Origin of the sequence: Synechococcus sp. PCC 7335 (assembly GCF_000155595.1) — a bacterium.
Taxonomy (GTDB): domain Bacteria; phylum Cyanobacteriota; class Cyanobacteriia; order Phormidesmidales; family Phormidesmidaceae; genus Phormidesmis.
The window spans coordinates 3,002,513-3,018,514 of the sequence record NZ_DS989904.1; the positions used below are offsets into that span (position 1 = coordinate 3,002,513).

The following is a 16,002-nucleotide window of genomic DNA, read 5'->3' on the forward strand; positions in this document are numbered from 1 at the left end:
TTCCTCAAATGAGGTGCTATTTTTAGTTCTGCTGTGCTAGCGCGAAGAAAAAGTATGCCTATTAGACCAATTGCACGAAAGCCTGGATACGGACAGTTTTTTTCTAAACGGAACAATCGACTACTCCAGTCTGTTTTGACGGTTGAAAATAGTCTGATTCTGCTGTTTTTTATACTGGGTCTAGTCGGCATTCTCAATCACGAAATTTGGCGAGATGAAGCTCAAGCTTGGCTAATTGCTAGAGATAGTTCTTCTCTCCAAGACCTATTCTCTAATACGGCTTATGAAGGGCATCCTCTTGTTTGGCATGCTTGTCTATTTCTAATCACACGATGGTCAAATAATCCATTTTATATGCAGATTTTCCATCTGCTCTTTTCTACAGCATCGGTTGTGCTTCTCATAAAATGGGCACCGTTTTCCCTACTACAAAAGGGATTGCTAAGCTTTAGCTATTTGCTTTTCTATGAGTACAGCATTATCAGCCGCAACTATGCGATCGGTATCTTTTTTATCTTTTTGTTCTGCGTTCTCTACACGCAGACGAAACCCAGATACTGGCTATTAGCGTTGCTTATAGCTATGGCAGCTAACGCGAACGCGTTTTGCTTCATGATCAGTTTTTCTCTAGCTTCGGTCATGATTTTTCGCCAGTGGCGTGAATCACCTACCTCGTTAGCAGAGACCTTTCGCCGTCAGATGATACAGCCGCTGGCAATCTTGATAGTAGGCTGGGGACTGAGTCTACTGCAGCTAACTCGGCTCACGCGACTGCCAGAAAGGGAGGTTGTCGTAGACTCAGCTCAGCGGAGTGCGGCAGGTGCAAGCCCTGTTCAAGTACCTGTTTCCGATTTGGTGCTCAGCCAGTTCGATCAGGTGATTGCCTTTGTCAATCGACTAGCCGGAGTCTCGGAACCTTTCACGCGTTCGTATCTACCAATGTTGAGGCCTAAGCTCAATTTTTGGACGACGCATTTCTTATTGGACTCTGAGGGAATAGGTACAGTCTTCGGGCTACAGATTGGAATGATAATCTCGGCCATTTTTGCGATTGTCGTGTTTTTCTTTGCCTCAAGAGCCTTGAGAAGAACGCCGCTTTATCTGTGGCTGTATGTCAGTGCAAGTGCCGCTCTCTATAGCCTTTTTATCGTTATTTATAGAGGTAGTAGCCGCCATCAAGGTCATTTGTTCATTGTGTTAATTGTTAGTCTATGGCTAGCTACCTGGTCTAAAAATAGACAAAATCAGCCTATAGGATTTCATACTAGGCCCAAACGTCGCAGCCTCAAACGTCATAGTCTCAAACGGCCCATTGTCGGTGGCGTTCTGTTATCGGTATTGTTGATTTTTCAATGCATTGCCAGTGTTCAAGCCTATGCAATGGATATTGTCTACCCTTTTTCTGGTAGCCGAGCGATCGCGCAATATATTCGAACTAACCAGCTTGAGGAGCTACCTCTATTCGCCCAAAATGGTCGCATATCTACTGGTGTGATCAGTTACCTAGATACAATGGCTTACTATGCCCAGCGAAATAGATATGCTAGCTTTGCAACCGCTCCCTATCGCAGAAAAGAAGAAACTAACGACATAATCTTAGCCAACGTTGAATCCTTCGCCCAGCAAGAACCGGAGTTTTTAGTTCTTTCAAGAAATCCGATCGATTTTAGTGGTGCAGAACGGCAAGTTAACTTACTTGCAAAAGTGGAAGAAACGATTATCGGCAATGAACAGCTCTACCTATACAGGGCTGAAGCGCCTTCTCCTTAGTCTGCCGCCCGCAAGCGCTGTGTTTATAAGAACGTAAGAAGATATGCCCGTTCAATAGCGAATCCTAGGGTCTAGCACGCTATAGAGTAGATCAGCAACTAAGTTGAAGAGCACAATTAAGATTGCGTAGATGAAGGTAATCGACATCACCACTGGCGTATCTTTTCGATTAATTGAGTCGATTAGCAATGAGCCGATGCCGGGTACTCGAAAAACCTGTTCAGTGACTAGCGCCCCGGTGAATACCGCTGGCATATCTAGCGCGATTAGCGTTACTACCGGAATCAGCGCGTTGCGAAGGACATGGCGGATGATCACCTGCCAGCTGCTAAGACCTTTAGCATAGGCTGTACGGACATAGTCTAGGTTCAGTTGTTCAATGACAGCAGCGCGAATATAGCGCATAAGTACTGCTGTTTGAAAAAGCGTAAGCACTGCTACGGGCATAATCGACTGTTTGATTTGTTGCCACAAGCTGCCTAAACTATTGACAACAAGCGTACTGTCATAGATGAAGGGTAGCCAGCCTAGCATGACACTAAACAACAGAATAAACAGCAGTCCTGTGAAGAAAGGCGGAATGGAAAATCCGGCAAAGGCAAAGGTAGTCACAAGCTGATCTATCCAGCTGTAGCGCTTAAGTGCAGAAAGGACGCCTAAGGGAAAGGCAACTAAAATAGCGCAGATATAGGCGCTACCCACAATCCAAAGCGTAGTGGGTAAACGCTGCCAAATGAGTTCGCTTACTGGTACAGGGCTAACGAAAGAGTAGCCCATATTGCCCGTCAAAAAGGCAGTCGCCCATTTGACATAGCGGATGTAGATAGGCTGATCAAGGCCCAGCGCGCGGCGGATATTCTCTCGGACTTGCGCCGTGATCGAAGGGCTGTTAGCAAGCTCACCTAACGGATCTCCAGGAGCGAGTGATAGGACCAGGTAGATCACCATGCTAATGGCAATTAGCGTAGGAATAGCAAGAAGCGTTCGCTTTAGCAGGTATTTGAGCATGCTAGCGCGGGCCTTCTAGAGGTTTAATCACGTCTTTCCCCAGCCATCCATCTTCCAGGTGCTTGCTGCCCAGGGCGTAAATTCTAGGTTGGTTAGAGAGTTCGTGATCGCATAGGCATCACTTCGCCGTACCAGAGGAATGAGTGCTACATCCTCGATTAGCAAATCATTCATTTCAACGAACAAGGCCGCTCTTTTCTCGGGATCAATCTCTTGGGCTAACTGGTCTAGCAGCGCGTCATACTCGGGGTTGCAATAGCGAGAAGAGTTTTCTTTCGACCACTGATTCTCTTTTTGCGAGATCTGGTCACAGGCGTATAGCTCCATGTACGAATCGGGTTCAGGTGTCTCGCTGTCGAAGGCAAAGAGCTGTAAATCTGACAGAAAGCGATTCACAGAATCATGATTGGTCGCATCTCCAAAATAGACACTTGCTTCTACGCTCTTTAGCTCAACAGACATGCCAATCGATTCTAAACTTTGTTTAATGATCTCTTGCGTCTTCTGGCGAACGGGGTTCACAGAACTGGTGAATAACAATTCCATTTCGACACCGTTTTTATCGCGGATGCCATTGTCATTGGTATCGATCCAGCCCGCATCGTCTAGGAGATCAGCTGCCCGCTGAAGATCAAGTGTGTAGGTCGTGTTCGGCGAAGCATACTTATCGGGAGCGACGATAAAGTTAGTGGCAACTGTACCCGCCTCGCCATAGAGCTGAGTAGCAATGGTCTCTCTATCAATAGCCAGATTAATGGCTTGACGAACGGGCTTTTCTGATAGGAATGGATGAGGGGTGTCTTTGTGCGATCGCTCTGCGTCTACTTCTCGATTTGGATCTGAAAAGTTGATATAGACCCTTTCCATCATAGGTTTAAACACATAGGTCATTTCGCCTTTACCCTCGGCCTCTAGCGCTTCTATGACCGCTGGCTCTGCTTGAACATTCCAAGCATAGTCCGCCTCACCCGTTTGCAAAACTGCCCGCGCTGCTGAGACCGTATCACCGCCTCCTTTCATCTCTACTCGGCTAAAAGCCGGCGACTCACCCCTAAAGTTTGGATTAGGTTCATAGACAATCGTATCGCCCGGCTTAAACTCGGTGACCATAAAGGCATTTGTGCCAACCGGCGAGGTATTACCGGGCGCAGAACGAGCCCTAGCATTGACATAGTCTGCGAAGATATGCTCTGGCAAGATCATGCCACTGCCGCCGACAAACGGATTCATCGGTGCCGGTGTAGGCTGCTTGAACGTAATTTCTACAGTGAGTTCATCTAGCGCCTTAACCTCAGCTATCTCACCATAGAACTCTGTTGAGGTAGAGCCGACTTCAGGCGTGGTGATAAATTCGTAAGTAAAAACAACATCTTCAGCTGTAAAAGGCTCGCCGTCTGACCACAGAACACCTTCTTTCAATCGCCAAGTAACGGTAGTGCCATCGGCGCTAATGCCACCATTCTCGGTCGTAGGAATTTCTGCGGCAAGAATAGGCTCTAACGCTTCAGCCTCGTTATAAGCCGCCAGCGGTTCTAAGACGGGACTAGCCGCTTCACGATCTTTTGTCCCCGGTGACAGGTGGGGGTTTAGGGTAGTTGGCGCCTGCCAGTAAAGTAGCTTTAGTGTTTGATCGTCCGTTTGACTGCCCGCTTGCTCATCTATTGGCTCGTTGGCGGCCTCAGTGGTCGTCGCTCTAGGTTGAGAGTTGCAGGCTATCAGCAGGCTAGCGCCCAAGATAGGAAGCATCGCCACGGTGAGAAATCGTTTCGTTGATCGCCTCACTAAACGGCTAGAGTGCTTGATCAGCTGCGTTCTGGAATTGATAAGCCGCATACACTTTTCTACCTACGTTGCTAGTGACCAGTGCTATGGTCTTAAAGTTTTGGCTAGGTGAAACTATAGCGTGATTTGTTCGTCATGCATTGCTAGAAGCCAGCTTCTTCTGGTAACTGGTCTTCTATAGTTAGCTTTCTATAGAGTTAGATTGCTATAGCTGGGCTTCTACAAAAGGTGTATTCCAGAATCGCCAGTTTTCTTTGTTAAAAGGCGATCGCCAATGTCGTATCAGCGCCGACTCTAGCTGCTGTCGGGCTTTGCGATCACTAGGTGCTTTTGGCCAGAAGGCAATACCTAGCTCACTACGCAGACCGCTGTCGTAATGGGCTTGGCGATAGTTAAGCAGATAGCGTTTGCAGTCATGCTCGCCTTTCCATCGCTGGTTTGATTTGATCGTTTCACCAATGTACAAGACTACCGGACGGCTATGGGCAGTGCTGGCGTAGTCGATCACAAAGTACATCGCGGCCACGCCTACATCGTCAAACTGCCAGCGCCAAAATTCAGTATTTTGCTTGCGTAGCGCGAAGGGGTCGATGGCGCTCACTAGGTTGGGCGAAGTAGTTTCGCTATGGCTGCTGTTGTCAGCTCTGTCATCACCAAACAGACAGCCTTGCTCTATAGCGGTTATCTGGGTTTGAAAGCCAAAGACCCTTTTTTTCCAAGCCTTTAGCTCAGCGAGTCCTACTTGCGTCGACGGTTGGAAATTTTGGTAGGTAGAATAGCTAGCTGCCTGTAGTGCTGAATCAGAGAGTAGAAAGGCCTGACGATCTTCGCTCATAGCTTGTCTGTCACTCTAGAGATATCTGACGTTTCAGAATATAGCGCGTACCCGATGCATTAGGTACACGGCATTAGGTACACGCGATTCACTTTGTCTGTTGTGCTGCAAGGCTTCTAATCTGCAATTATGTACTTCTGAAAAGTAAGAAACGCTATAGAGTAAAGCGTATGGCTTTTGTTGTTGCGACTTTCTTCAGTTGAGATCATCGGGGAAGCCAAGCGGATATCGTACAAATTATGACTCCTCTGAAAAAATCACCCCGAACCGTTCTCGGCATTGTTTTAGTTTTGCTAAGCGCGGTTGGCCTAGCTGCACAAAACGTCGTTTCTAGAGTCTTTTTTGTACCGAGTCTGATTTTTGGCAGGGTTACTTTTGGCGGATTCATTACCTCAGAGCTGAGCAATGTGGTCATGCTGCTGGCTATCCGCATGGCGATGATGGCTGTTTTGCTGATGCTGCTTGTGCCCTGGCTTCATCCTGGAACGTTTATAGCGCTAAAGCGACTACCCCGATCGCCCAAGGTATTTAGCGCAGCAATCGGCAGTGGACTATGCATCTTTGGCGGCCTCACTTGTCTATACACTGCCCTAAGTCAGATTGCAGCTGGGGTGGCGATCGCGGCTTTCTTCATCTATCCAGCGATTACAGTTCTTCTAGCTCGCGTCTTTTTCAACCAAAGACTGCGCCCCCATCAGCTCACTTTGATGATTGTTATCTTTATCGGCGTAATTTTAACAAATGCCAACATCACACCAGCAGCTAGCACAGATATTGCCACTACGTTTTTGGGATTAAGGTATGGTCTTTGGGCTGGCTTAGGTGCTGGTCTGTGCTTTGGTCTCTATGGCATCTTCGCCGAGCTTTGCCTACAAGATCAAGATCTGCCACTACATCCGGTACCTTTCTCTTTAGTCACCTTTATAGGTGTCTCTAGCCTAGCTACGCTTTCGCTTTCGATCTTACCCCCCGTTTCTGTTCTTCCTGCTACCTGGCCGCTGATTTTGATGGCCACGCTTTTCTCCGCTGGCCTTACCTTAGTGGCCTACGTGCTGAATAATTTTGGTATCCGCTACATCGGTGCGTCTCTGACTGCCTTAATCAGCGCTAGTTCGCCTGCTCTAACCGCGCTATTTGCCTGGGTTACCCTTCAAGAATCGCTTCAGCCGCAGCAGAATGCGGGTGTTGCGCTAGTAACTATCGGGGTTGCTATCTTGAGTCTTAAAGCTAAAGCTTGAAAAAACTAACGCAAAGACCATGTATTCACTTGAGATCGTTAACCAAATGACACAGGCTGAGTTTGTCGCAGCGCTAGGGCCCATTTTTGAAGAAACCCCTTCTATTGCCGAGCGAGCATGGCATCAACGCCCTTTTATCTCTATCGAAGAGCTGTGGCAGGCTATGGTAGACATTGTCAAAACAGATTCAGCCGCGAAGCAGCTGGCATTAATCAAAGCGCATCCTGATCTAGGTAGCCGAGCAGGTATGGCAGAAGCCTCTATGCAAGAACAGGCAGGTGCCGGACTTAGCCAAATGAGTAAGAGAAACTACGACAGATTTCACCAGTTAAACAATGCTTATAAGCAGAAGTTTGGATTTCCCTTTGTAATGGCTGTTAAAGGCTACCGGATGGAAGATATTCTACAAGCCTTCGAAGAGAGGTTAGAAAATGATGGGGAAAGCGAGCGGGTGCGATCGCTCTTCGAAATTTTCCAGATTGCCCGGTTCCGTTTAGAAGATTGTATCGATTAAAGAGATATCAACCGAACAGCAATACAGTAACGTCAAAAGGTAGCTTTACAGGCGAGGGGATTTTACAAGCGAGAAATTCTGAGCATCTCATCTCCCCCCGGCTGAAGTTCGTACGCTACTTTCTCTATTTCACACTGATATCCTCTTGATTGAAAATGCTCAACCACTGATAAAAGGTGTGGTGATTTCTTTTGATCTAGCGTCAGCAGCGGGAAGATCCTAGCCTCCGGGCTAATCCTTAACATCTCTGCGATCGCCTTCAAATGAAAATCTAGATCTAGCTGAGCAGAATATAGAAAGAGAAAGTGAGAACAAAGACTTAGACTAAAACTATCTGACTCATAGCTAAGATCTGGCAATGCTCCAAACAGGTAACGGCCCGCCGCCTTTCCTGTCTCATAGTCTGCGTAGAAGCGTTCAGTCACCTCAATTCTGTTCTTCTTTAGATCGGCGGCTGACTTGTGATAGCTCCAAACCCAGTTGTTCGGCGTGTTTTCAATTTGGGTAATGATATTGTCTAGGACGGCGTAGAAGCGATCGCGAATCTCGTCTGCGCTGAATGCATATAGTGGATCGCAAGAGCGGATTTGCATTCCCTTGGCGCTGCCTTCGGCATTAAAGCTGGCAGGTCCATCTGCCACACTCAGAATTGGGTGCTCTAAGATCGCATCATCTAGCGCGAACATCCGAGCATACTCGTCGAACGAACGCCCGAACGGAACTGCTTGATCGAGTCGCATTGTCATAAGTCTTCTGAGAGACAAGAACTACTCACTAGAAGTGATGCTTAATTGCTCAAGCGTGCCCCTATACAGACAGCTTCTACTATAGATAACTTCTACGCTGCCCGCATTGTAACAGTCTCAAGACAGGCAGCGTTAATCAGAAGAGAGTGAAGAAGAACCTATACGAAGTCAAAAGCACTACTATCAAGCTGAAGGTTCTGCCCATTTTGAATGATAGCGACAAGCTCATCTTTTTGACCTGCCGGATTATCAATTAGCAGCGCCTGACCACTTTCTACGCCTCGAGGAGCAGCCCCTAAACGGTAGCTATACTTCGCGCTGAGCTGAATAATATCTCTTGACTGATTGAAATCGGTAATTAGGGCATAGTCTTTTAATCCCATAGAGTTCGCTTTACCATCGTCGTAGAAGGTCCGATTTTTGTCGCCTATAACAAAGCGATCGCCACCGCCACCCCCCGTCAAGATATCCTTCTCATTCGTTCCGTTCTGAGCAGCGCCTTGCAATAAATCTCTACCGCCGCCGCCTAGCAGCATATCATTACCCTCACCGCCAAAGAGCTTGTCATTGCCGCCGCCGCCTCGTAATTTATCATTACCTGCTCTCCCATCAAGAATATCGTTTCCGCGCTTCCCAGTCAGGATCTGATTGTTAGCATCACCTATCAGTTTGTCACTACCAGCACTACCTTTAATGACCGAACGGCTATTGAAGGTAGGTTCAGGGGTAGGAGAGGATGGTGGCTTTGGCGACGACTTAGGCGGTGATTTAGCGACTGAGCCTGTAACGTCTCCTTTGCCAAATAGCTGAGTCCAGTAGTTGTTGTAGTTAACGCTGCCTGTGTCGTTTTCTAAGAAGTAGTGACCCAAACCAATTTCGTTGTAATCGGAATCTAGCATATTCGCCCGGTGACCAGGACTATCGATCCAGCCGTCGACGACTGCCTTAGGCGTTCCGTAGCCAGCGGCAATATTCTCTCCTACAAATCCAGACTCATAACCGGCTTTTTTAGCTCGGTCCCACGGCTTCGAGCCATCTTTTCCGGTATGACTAAAAAAGTCATCATTAGCCATCGCTTGAGTATGCGAGTCAGCAGCTTTCTCTAAGTTCTGATCGAGAACTAGAGGCTTTAACCCGTTTTGCTGACGAAAGTTGTTGGTAAGTTCGAGGACTTCTTGTTCAAATGCACTATTTTGCATGGGAGTTTTTCCAAAATAAAAGACTTACGTTCGGAACAGGAGAAGGCTGGATCAGGCTCAAACTTGAGCTGATGCAAACCACCTCCACAACAAGTTGATCTATTTGTCATAAAGACAGTAGACAACCTCGTTTGAGTAACGATAGGAACAAGTTTTTACATTTTTGTTAGAACATTATCGTCAAATTTCTTCCAACTGCGTTTGGAAGAATGTTTGTGTGAGCAATAATTTCAGGAATCTTTGTATGGATAACATCTCTACTCGAAGGCCATCTCGCCGCTAAAAGAACAGCTTCTAGTGGCATGCTCTCAAATGTCAAATTCAAAAGCTACGTCTAAAAGAGCCAAAGGATTCATAGATACATTCGGTCTTGACGCGTGAACTTAGAGGAGTTCAAAACTTCTTGCGAGTCATGTTGGCTATCAAGCGTAGAGAGTTATGTAGGCTTCTCGTTTTAAAAAAGATGGAATCTTCGAGCAAATGTAGTTTTGCTGAAGGAACCCACCAACTGAAGCTTGAGACCATTTGACCGTGCTTACTAGTTTTTCTGGGACGATAATATAATTGTCACAGAAGCGCTGTTTTTCGACCTTTCCCTGGCGTGGCAAACGTTCTAGGGATTGTTCTTACCAGTTGAAATTTTCTTAGTGGTAGACTTCTTGGTAGTTTTCTTAGCGGCAGCTGTCCTTGTCTTCGTACTACTAGCGGCTGTCTTCTTCTTAGTTGTTCCTTTTTTTGTTGCTGTCTTCTTTCTAGAAGATGTTTTTTTGGTCGTTGATTTTTTCTTGACTTCGCCGCCTTTTTCTTTTAGCAAGGCAACTGCTTCTTCTACGGTTACCTCTTCTGGCTTTTTCCCCTCGGGAACAGAAACGTTTACCTTTCCATGCTTGATGTAGGGACCATAGGGGCCGTCGTAGACGTTAATTGGTTCTTCATCAACAGGATGCTTACCGATCTCATGAATTGGGGAGGCTGCTTTACGACTTCGAGTCGCCTTGGGCTGTGCCAGTAGTTCTAGGGCGCGATCCAAAGTAACCGTGAGCACGTCATCATCGCCTTTAAGCGAGCGATAATCATCTTTACCCTCTTCTTTCCCCTTAGAATGAACAATGTATGGACCAAACCGACCCAAGCTGGCTTTGATATTGTTCCCCGTTTTAGGATGAACGCCCAGCAGCCGCGGCAGAGAAAGTAAGCCAACAGCCATCTCTGGTGTGACATCTTCTGCCTTTACGCCCTTCGGTAAAGAGGTCCGCTTAGGCTTTTTGTTCTCTTCGGTAACATCACCAAGCTGAACATAAGGACCGTAGCGACCGATGAGTAAGTACATCGGCTCACCGGTTTCAGGGTGAAGATCGATCTTCTCAGGGCCTTCTGTCTTCTGCTTTAGCAGGACTTCAACTTGTTCATCGTCTAGATCGGCCGGACTCACGCCGTCGGGAATCGAAGCTCGAACTGTTTCTTCTTCTTTATCAAGTTCAACGTATGCGCCGTATTTACCAATTCGTACCTTCGCTGCTAGATCATCTAGATCAACCGTGCGAGCTTCCGTCGGATCAATATTGTCTTGGCGCTCTTCTACCTGATGGGCCAAGCCATCATCCCCGCCATAAAAGCCCTTGAGGTAGGGTAGCCATTCCGCATTGCCTACAGAGATATCATCAAGTGTTTTCTCCATGTTCGCTGTGAAGTGAACATCTACTAAGTCAGGAAAATTCTTTTCTAGCAGTTCAGTTACTGCAAAAGCGGTAAAGGTAGGAACTAAACTATTACCAATCAGCTCAGCGTAGCGGCGAGCGACAATAGTACTGATAACGGTAGCGTAGGTACTTGGACGACCAATGCCTTCTTTTTCTAAGGTCTTGACTAGTGACGCTTCGGTATAGCGAGCGGGCGGCTGAGTTTCATGGCCAATTGCCTCTAGGCTAGCGCAGTCAAGCGGGTCGCCTGCTTTCACATCAGGCAGGATAATCTCTTGGTTTTCGATAGCAGCATCGGGATTATCAGAACCCTCGACATAAGCGCGGAAAAACCCAGGAAAATCAATGCGTTTACCGGTCGCTTTAAACATTGCGTCGTCAACTTCAATTTGCATTGTGATGTTAGTTTGACGAGCTTCAGCCATTTGCGTCGCGACAGTACGCTTCCAGATCAGATCGTATAGCTTGAGTTCGCGCTCCTTAAGGCGAGTTTCCTGCGGTATGCGAAAAACTTCACCGGAGGGACGAATGGCTTCATGGGCTTCTTGAGCGCCCTTGCTTTTGGCTTTGAACTGTCGAGGTTTGGGACTGAGGTAGTCTTTGCCATACTTGTTTTCAACGCAGCTCCGGGCCGCCGCGATCGCCTGCTGTGACAAGCTGGTTGAATCAGTCCGCATATAGGTGATAAACCCTTTCTCGTACAGGCTTTGAGCGGTACGCATCGTATCGCGAGCAGAGAGTCCTAGCTTACGGTTGGCTTCCTGCTGCAACGTAGAGGTCGTAAACGGCGGCGCTGGCTTACGAGTGTTCGGCCGCTCTTCTATATTTGAAACGGTCCAAGCGCTGCTCTCTAAACGCTGACGCAGGGCGATCGCCTCTTCTTCATTGAGTAAAAGCACATTGCGACCCGCTTTGACTTGGCCAGTAGCCTCGTCGAAATCACTACCAGTAGCCACACGAGTACCGCCAACAGAAACTAGCTTGGCATCGAAGGGGTCTACTTTTTTCCCTGTTTCTAGCAGCGCTGCTTTAAGATCCCAATACGAGCCGCGTCTAAAGGCTCTTCTAGCCCGTTCTCTTTCTACTAGCAGTCGAACAGAGACAGACTGTACTCGGCCAGCAGACAGGCCAAAAGCGATCTTTTTCCAAAGTAGAGGCGAGACGGTATACCCTACCAGCCTATCTAAGATGCGGCGGGTCTCTTGAGCGTGAACTAACTTGTCATCGATATCACGGCAGCTTGATAGCGCTTCTTGAATAGCCTCTTGAGTAATCTCATGAAAAACCATGCGCTTAATTGGCACTTTGGGCTTTAGCACCTGCAATAGGTGCCAGCTAATGCTCTCACCTTCGCGATCTTCATCAGTAGCCAGAATCAGCTCGTCTGCACCTTTAAGCGCATCCTTTAAAGTTTTAACAACTTTCTTTTTGTCAGTCGGTACGATGTAGAGCGGCTCAAAGTCAGCTTCGGTATTGACCCCTATTTGGGCCCACTTTTCCTTTTTAACCTTAGCTGGAATCTCCTTGGCTGATTTGGGCAAGTCGCGCACATGACCCATCGACGCCTCTACCTTGTAGCCTTTAGGCAGGTAGTTACGAATGGTTTTGGCTTTGGTTGGAGACTCGACAATAACAAGCGTGGACATACGACCTATACGGTATTAATTAAGGGGTGAACGGGAATAGCGGGTAAGTGCCTAGAGCGGCTCGCTGAAGGAAAAGAAACCTAGTCAGTTGGCTCAATCATTCCCAGATAGAAGCGTCTGAGGCCACATCGTTTGTTCGAGTCACCTCTCTATATATAGCGATAGATCAAAAAGGTTCAATTCGTCTACCCTGACTTTTGATCTTTCATATGATTTGAAAGAAATTGATAAGTCATAGATAAAGCTCAATTGATCACTCAAATGGTGGCCTAAAGCCAAATCGAGATAAAAGCGTATACTAGCCTATCGAAAGGTAATCAACAGGTTTTTCCTGTAGCGACGAAACTATCACTTGGCGGTGCGTGCTCTTGGGTAGTGTTCGTACAAATATTGCCAAGAAGGTGGGGTAATCGGAAGATACAAGGTAAGATTTCAAGTGGAAAACATTATCTAGCCTGTTTCCTGGGCTGACCTCGATGGATTTTGCCAATATTGCCGCTCAGCTCAATGCGGGCATCATTTTGCCAGAAGGAATTGTGATCGCCACGATTATGACGCTGATTGTGACTGATATCATCGGCGGACGGGGGGTAACGAAATGGTTGCCCTACATCGCGATGGCAGGATTGACTGCGGCGGTAGCTGATCTTTATCTCCAATGGGGTGCCTCTGAGCCAATTGCTTTTCTAGGCAGCTTTAATGGTGACGATCTCAGCATTGTTTTTCGCGGAATTATTGCGCTCTCGACGATTGTTACTATTCCGATGTGTATCCGCTACATCGAGCGTTCGGGAACAGCACTCGCAGAGTTTCTGACAATTCTTCTGACGGCGACGCTAGGCGGGATGTTCTTATCAGGTGCAGACGAGCTGGTTACGATGTTTGTCTCGTTAGAGACGTTGAGTATTTCGTCTTATCTGCTGACGGGCTATATGAAGCGCGATCCCCGCTCGAATGAGGCGGCGCTGAAATATTTATTAATTGGCGCAGCGAGTGCGGCAATCTTTCTATATGGAATGTCCTTGCTTTATGGACTTTCGGGGGGTGAAACGAATCTAAGTGCGATCGCCTCTCAGATCTCAGCTGCTAATACCACTGCCCCTATTGGCCTGATTATTGCGCTGGTTTTTGTCATTGCTGGTATTGCCTTTAAAGTGGCAGCTGTTCCCTTTCACCAATGGACGCCCGATGTGTACGAGGGGTCACCGACCCCTGTAGTGGCCTTCTTATCGGTCGGCTCTAAAACAGCTGGATTTGCTCTAGCCATTCGCTTATTGCTAACTGCTTTTCCCATGGTTGCTGAGCAGTGGCGGTTTGTATTCGCAGCGCTAGCTATTCTTAGTATGGTGTTAGGAAATGTCGTTGCCCTGGCGCAAACTAGCATGAAGCGTCTGCTTGCCTACTCTTCGATTGGTCAAGCTGGAATTGTGATGATTGGCTTCATCATTGGGACTGATGCTGGCTACTCTAGTGTTATCTTCTACCTGTTTATCTATCTATTTATGAACTTGGGCGCGTTTACCTGCGTTATCCTGTTCACTTTGCGTACAGGCACTGATCAAATTAGTGAATATAGCGGTTTATATCAGCGCGATCCCCTGTTGACACTTTGTTTGAGTATCTGTCTGCTCTCTTTGGGTGGCATTCCTCCGCTATCTGGTTTCTTCGGTAAGATCTATGTCTTTTGGGCGGGCTGGCAAGCCGGTGCTTACACTCTAGTACTGGTTGGATTAATTACCAGCGTCATCTCCATCTATTACTACATTCGCGTCGTCAAAATGATGGTAGTAAAAGAGCCTCAAGAAATGTCTGACTCTGTAAAAGCATACAAGGACAATGATTGGGCATTGCCAGGGATGCGACCACTACAGGTGAGCTTGGTATTGGCCGTGGTGGTCACTGCTCTATCTGGCGTACTGGCTAATCCGCTGTTGACGCTAGCAAATAGTTCGGTTGCTCGAACGCCTCTCTTGCAGCGTTCGGTACTGGCGCGAACAGCAGAAATCGCATCGGTACAGGTAGAGACTTCTGAGACCTTTGACATTGCAAAGCGCTAACTTACGCCATCAGTCCATACTCTATGTCATCTTGGTGCATTCGCTGCTTAGCATGAATATTTTTGATGTGCTTCTTGACTGTATCAATGCTAATCCACAGCGCTGCTGATATCTCTTTGTAGGCGTCTCCGCGTAGACGCAACTGCCAAATCTCTGTTTCTCGCTCAGTCAGTCCATAAAGAGCTGCCTCAGATAAGGCTTTATTTCGAGTGGTCTGCTGACGGTCTTCTAAAACGATGAGCAGATATGGCAGTTGCCCAAAGTTAATGTTTTGTACTCGAATACGGACAGTGCCGAGATTTGGCAAAATCAGATCGGCGTCTATACCTACACTTTGTGGAAAAGAAATATCTTTTTTCCTAAGGGCGGTTTTACAGATGTGCCAAATTTCAGGTGGTAAGACGGCTCCTGTGGCCTCTTCGGTACCGATTTGATCGCAGATACGTTTGGCGGTCTGGTTGATCTGCTGGATGCTGCCGGTAGGATCAGCAACAATGAACCCGTCTTGTAGGCTACCAAAGGCGGCTCCTAAAATACTCACCGTATTACTTGGAGGAGATGAGGGGACGATTGACAGGGCGGGCGTCTTGAAGCGAGCAGACTTCATTTTGAACTTCCAGAAAACGTCGAACATGCAAAGTTATCAGCAATGTGTTTCTTGTTTCTGCGAAGCTTTACCGACCCTTTATATTTTGTAGTCTGGATCTTATTCGCTATAGAATCTTTTTCACTATAGAGAGAAGCTCTATGAACTATCTACAAGAACTATAGAGAATAAGAGCTACGAAGAAAAATTAGATAAGTATTCGAAGTCATTGATTCAGCCTATTACGCTATCAAAAAATTACGACCACCATGCCTGCTACGCCCTATCTCGCCGCTGACTGGTTCAATCGATCTTCTCCTCAAGTTGCTGCTGACCTCATAGGCTGCAACCTACATAGGCGAATTAATAGCGAGACTATCCAAGGCCAGATCGTAGAAACAGAAGCCTACGAGGCAGGCGATCCGGCGATGTATGCTTACCAAAATAAAACAGAGCGCAACGCTGTTGTTTTTGGACCTGCAGGGTTTGCCTATATCTACCGTATCTATCGTCAGTACCACTGTTTTAATATCGTTACGGATAGAGAGAACCTCGCTAGCACTATCTTGATTCGTGCTGTTCACCTAGAACGCAGACCTAGCTGGGTAGATTCAAAAGATAAAGTAGAAAGAGTCGCTGCTGGTCCTGGAAAACTGTGTATTGCTCTGCAGCTAGATACTTCGCTCAAGGGAATTTCTATTGAGCCCGATTCAGGCCTGTGGATTTCTGGCCGTTCGGATAGGGTTGCCCAACAGCTTATGGACAGCCCACAGAACATTACTCAGACTACTCGTATTGGCCTTTCGAAGGGGGCGGACATCCCTTGGCGATGGTATCTGACTGACTCACCAGCTGTCTCCAAGAAAAATAAAAAGCGATAGCCTTCCTATATGAAAAAGACTATCACTTCTGTCTGTATCG

General features: G+C 47.2%; 12 protein-coding genes. 5 read left to right on the top strand and 7 right to left on the bottom strand.

The features are described 5' to 3' along the window. Window positions 1-54 precede the first annotated feature (54 nt). On the top strand, window positions 55-1,770 hold the full coding sequence (locus S7335_RS25970) for a hypothetical protein (RefSeq protein ID WP_006454040.1): 1,716 nt from the start codon (window positions 55-57) through the stop codon (window positions 1,768-1,770). Between the two features lie 51 nt (window positions 1,771-1,821). Here the strand turns inward: S7335_RS25970 and S7335_RS13080 are convergent, their stop codons facing one another. The 3 genes from S7335_RS13080 to S7335_RS13090 form a co-directional block, all read right to left on the bottom strand. Continuing rightward, window positions 1,822-2,778, bottom strand: coding sequence for an ABC transporter permease (locus S7335_RS13080; protein ID WP_006455073.1), 957 nt, complete (start codon window positions 2,776-2,778; stop codon window positions 1,822-1,824). 27 nt (window positions 2,779-2,805) lie between these two features. After that, window positions 2,806-4,611: a peptide ABC transporter substrate-binding protein gene (locus tag S7335_RS13085; protein WP_198011371.1), complete on the bottom strand. Its 1,806-nt coding sequence runs from the start codon at window positions 4,609-4,611 to the stop codon at window positions 2,806-2,808. A 154-nt stretch (window positions 4,612-4,765) separates the two neighbouring features. After that, window positions 4,766-5,395: a GIY-YIG nuclease family protein gene (locus tag S7335_RS13090; RefSeq protein WP_006454618.1), complete on the bottom strand. Its 630-nt coding sequence runs from the start codon at window positions 5,393-5,395 to the stop codon at window positions 4,766-4,768. A gap of 239 nt (window positions 5,396-5,634) precedes the next feature. Between S7335_RS13090 and S7335_RS13095 the strand changes: the two genes are divergently transcribed. Then, window positions 5,635-6,633 carry a DMT family transporter gene (locus S7335_RS13095; RefSeq protein ID WP_006454340.1) on the top strand — a complete coding sequence of 333 codons (999 nt, stop codon included), beginning with the start codon at window positions 5,635-5,637 and terminating at the stop codon, window positions 6,631-6,633. A 19-nt stretch (window positions 6,634-6,652) separates the two neighbouring features. Continuing rightward, window positions 6,653-7,147, top strand: a complete 495-nt coding sequence (gene uraD / locus S7335_RS13100) for a 2-oxo-4-hydroxy-4-carboxy-5-ureidoimidazoline decarboxylase (protein WP_038016212.1) — start codon at window positions 6,653-6,655, stop codon at window positions 7,145-7,147. Between the two features lie 62 nt (window positions 7,148-7,209). Here uraD and S7335_RS13105 read toward each other — a convergent pair whose 3' ends face one another. From S7335_RS13105 to topA, 3 genes are all read right to left on the bottom strand, one after another. Next, complete coding sequence (locus tag S7335_RS13105; RefSeq protein ID WP_038016214.1) at window positions 7,210-7,893, bottom strand: hypothetical protein; 684 nt, start codon at window positions 7,891-7,893, stop codon at window positions 7,210-7,212. 158 nt (window positions 7,894-8,051) lie between these two features. Further along, a complete protein-coding gene (locus S7335_RS29380) occupies window positions 8,052-9,092 on the bottom strand; it encodes a CAP domain-containing protein (RefSeq protein WP_006453964.1) in 1,041 nt (346 codons plus the stop codon). Between the two features lie 613 nt (window positions 9,093-9,705). Then, window positions 9,706-12,438 (bottom strand): type I DNA topoisomerase, encoded by a 2,733-nt coding sequence (gene topA / locus S7335_RS13115; RefSeq protein WP_006453789.1) that lies wholly within the window; start codon window positions 12,436-12,438, stop codon window positions 9,706-9,708. A gap of 476 nt (window positions 12,439-12,914) precedes the next feature. Here topA and S7335_RS13120 point away from each other — a divergent pair, with 476 nt between their 5' ends. Then, complete coding sequence (locus S7335_RS13120; RefSeq protein WP_006453592.1) at window positions 12,915-14,495, top strand: NAD(P)H-quinone oxidoreductase subunit N; 1,581 nt, start codon at window positions 12,915-12,917, stop codon at window positions 14,493-14,495. Between the two features lies 1 nt (window position 14,496). Here S7335_RS13120 and S7335_RS13125 read toward each other — a convergent pair whose 3' ends face one another. Continuing rightward, the gene (locus tag S7335_RS13125) at window positions 14,497-15,102 is read right to left on the bottom strand and encodes a helix-turn-helix transcriptional regulator (protein WP_006455727.1); all 606 of its coding nucleotides are present in this window, start codon (window positions 15,100-15,102) and stop codon (window positions 14,497-14,499) included. Window positions 15,103-15,350: 248 nt separating this feature from the next. On the opposite strand from S7335_RS13125, the gene S7335_RS13130 reads away from it, so the two are divergent. Then, complete coding sequence (locus S7335_RS13130; RefSeq protein ID WP_006457346.1) at window positions 15,351-15,962, top strand: DNA-3-methyladenine glycosylase; 612 nt, start codon at window positions 15,351-15,353, stop codon at window positions 15,960-15,962. Window positions 15,963-16,002: the final 40 nt, after the last annotated feature.